Origin of the sequence: Gordonia shandongensis DSM 45094, from assembly GCF_000423025.1 — a bacterium.
Classification (GTDB): Bacteria; Actinomycetota; Actinomycetes; order Mycobacteriales; family Mycobacteriaceae; genus Gordonia; species Gordonia shandongensis.
Genome location: NZ_AUHE01000027.1, coordinates 1 through 2,971 on the forward strand (window position 1 = coordinate 1; position 2,971 = coordinate 2,971).

Genomic DNA, 2,971 nt, shown 5'->3' on the forward strand with positions numbered 1-2,971 from the left:
GCCCGGCCCCGGACCCGAAGATCAGCCCCAATGGGTCGGACTCAGCGATCGCCCACGGTTCGGTAAGGCATACGACCCCGCCGAAAGCGACAAGTAGCGCAGCTAAACCAAGCCTGGAGACCCGTTTGCGCTGCTCGGCTTCCAGGCCGGCATCGCGAAGGTCGTGGTCACCGCGGCGGGAATGCTGGTCGAAATCATCGGCACGATGGTCATCTACCGCGGCATGATGCTCGTCCTCACGGCCATCCCGACGATCCTCGAACGGCCGCTGTCCGAGCGCATCAGCGACATCGACCAGGGCGAGGCGATCGGCATCGCCGGGGCAGGCGTCGGCGCGGCCATCGAGGCCTTCGACAACCCCAAGACGGCCGTTCTCGTCGTGACCCTGGTCGTGAGCATCGGCATCATCATCGCCACGATGCTAGCGCTCAAGGTGCGGGGCGCGCTCATCAACGGCATCGACGACGCGATGCCGAAGGCGATCAACAAGTTCATGGGCTCGGAAGTCTCCAGTGGCGGCCCGGCGCGATGCGCCAGGGTCTTCCAGCGTGGCGTGTCGATGGCGGCTACGTCGGCGATCATGAGCCGCGGCAGCGGCTGTGGTGGTGACGACGGCGGTGACGGGTCCGACGGCGGCGTCGAGCAGCGAACCGACGAGGGCGTGCCCGGTGCCGGGGATGGCTCGATGACCGTCGGCGAGGGCGGCGGCCTGCTGGACCAGTCCGGCAACCCGGTGAAGGGCACCGACGGCAAGCAGTCGACGGTGTCGGGGATGCTCGGCAGCGACGGACCGCTCACCGACGGCAGCGGCGGCGAGATCATCGGTGCCAGCGGCTCGCCGCTGACCGCCGACGACGTGACCGGCTTCGGACCCGGCGGCGAGCTGCTGGGCGAGGGCGGCGTGCCGATGACCGACAACGCCGGCAACCCGCTGACCAACGCCAACGCCGCGTCGATGGCCGGCAGCCTTGCAGGTCAGAAAGCGATGGCCTCGGCCGTCCTGCGCAACGGACTGTCGGACCAGGAGAACGCCGCGGGCGTCCCGGTGGACACCCTGGGCAATTTCGGCGGCGTCGCACCGTCTGCGGCTCCCGTCGAGACCACCGCAGCACCACGCCCGGGCAACCTTCGGGACGACGGAAACGGCAACCGGCGTGATGCGCCAGGCGATGAGCATGGCCGCCGTCCAGGCCGGCACCCAGCGGGTGTTCGGCCGATCGTCGAACCCCAACCTCGCACGCACGGTGCGCGAGTCGATGGGAGGCTCCGGCGGCCAGGGCGGCAGTTCCGGTTCGTCCGGCCTGGGCAGCCTGCCGAAGAAGCAGAAGCCGGCCTCACAGCTGGGCACCACCGCCACAACGATGCTCACCGCGAACGCAATGCTGCCTACGCGGGGTGCCAACAGCGACTGAAATCTGGTTGAAGAAGAAAGACCCCTCACCGGGCTAATTCCAGGTGAGGGGTCCTTCTCATCGCTCTGATCGCTACGGAGCAACTCGGTTCACAATACGAGCTACCGATCCGATTTCGCGTAACGAAGCCCCACACTCGTCCACCGAGCAAGGTCGCTCGCCGCCTCATCATCGTCGAACTGAAGGTAGACAGTCACACTTCTGGACACTGGTTCGAAGCCTGACCGAATCCCCTCCGGCGAACCGATCTCCGAAATGATCGAGCACAACATCTCAATGAAGTCCCTGAGATCCACGCGCCCCTGCAGACCGACTCCACCTCGCAGCACTTTATCCGCGTGCCAGATAATCAGGTCAAGACCAGAGGCCGCCTCCTGATACTGAAGATCGTCGTCAAAAAAGTCCTGAAGGCAGTCAACCAACGCATCCTTACTGAACCCGAAGTACCAGGGAAACTGAAAAGCGGCCGCAAACTCATCGAATAGATCGTTAAACGTGGAGCAATTCCATCCGCGAACGTGCACAGGGTAACGACCAGAATTCCGCGAAGCATACTCGACGCGACCTGAATCGCGGAGGCTCTCGACCAATATCGAGAAATCCGTACCGCTCAGGGGCGCTTCAGCCATCTACCTAAGCCTCCAAGAGTTCGAGACGAGATTCTACACCGAGCATGGTTGCGCCACTCACACTCGCCCAATCTACCGCAGGCAGGCGAGATACTCATCGAGCATAGAGCTCGACCACTTCCACATCCACCAACACCCGTGGAGCAGTCTGCTCACCGCCGGACTCCACCGCCTGGCCGCCTACCCAGCCCCCGGCTGACCCGGCAGCCCGCCCCTGACTCTGGAGACGAAAGAACCTGATCCTCCGACGACGTGAAACCCGGACGCACCGACGCTCGGCGACCTCGTCGTACCCGACAGGCATAATCAGGCGCGCCACCATCAATCCGAAACCGCACCGGCCCGGACATCACCCCGATGAAATCTCGACGCTAAATTGATAAAAGTCTGGTCAGACCCACGCTCACGGAGCAACTCTGCACATAACCCAGGTTGCCAATCTGTTTCTAGTAGCGGAGCCCATACTCGTCCACCGATCAAGGACGGGGACGAGTACGATCCTACAACTTCAATTCCTGCGACGGCCGCTAGATCCTCAACAGAAAACCCATCCGGAGAGTTCAACACAGAAACGGGAATCGCAATATTCATATTTGGGCTCTGAACATACCGATAAGAACGCCCACCCATCGACACCTTCCGTTCATAATCACCGTCCACCGCCCTCGCCACTCCGCCACGGATCAGCATGATCCGCCGAACCCTATTTGTCGAGACCACATTCGTGATGCCGAGAAATAGCGATATCGTCGTCGTAGACTGAAACCGTATGCATGTGTGCGATCTAGCAGTAAGCAGCGCCGCATATGCAATGACCAGAGCAATTCCGATTACAGGCTCTTCGGATCTGAGAGTGCGTAGGCGGTGTGCGTCGGCAGCGGAAGTGACCACAACATGTAGACGGGTCCTGCGGTGCGAAGATGGAAGTTC

2 protein-coding genes are annotated in these 2,971 nt (G+C 62.4%); one reads left to right on the forward strand and one right to left on the reverse strand.

The genetic code is table 11. The annotated features are described in order from the left end of the window. Positions 1-181: 181 nt before the first annotated feature. The gene (locus tag G528_RS0114420) at positions 182-1,423 is read left to right on the forward strand and encodes a hypothetical protein (RefSeq protein ID WP_156890466.1); all 1,242 of its coding nucleotides are present in this window, start codon (positions 182-184) and stop codon (positions 1,421-1,423) included. 90 nt (positions 1,424-1,513) lie between these two features. Here G528_RS0114420 and G528_RS0114425 read toward each other — a convergent pair whose 3' ends face one another. Further along, positions 1,514-2,041, reverse strand: coding sequence for a barstar family protein (locus tag G528_RS0114425; RefSeq protein ID WP_084638247.1), 528 nt, complete (start codon positions 2,039-2,041; stop codon positions 1,514-1,516). Between the last annotated feature and the right edge of the window lie 930 nt (positions 2,042-2,971).

What these genes read in the sequence shown, in the direction of transcription:
- G528_RS0114420 (WP_156890466.1), top strand. Translation starts at nt 182, where the DNA reads ATGCTGGTCGAAATCATCGGCACGATGGTCATCTACCGCGGCATGATG.
- G528_RS0114425 (WP_084638247.1), bottom strand. Translation starts at nt 2,041, where the DNA reads ATGGCTGAAGCGCCCCTGAGCGGTACGGATTTCTCGATATTGGTCGAG.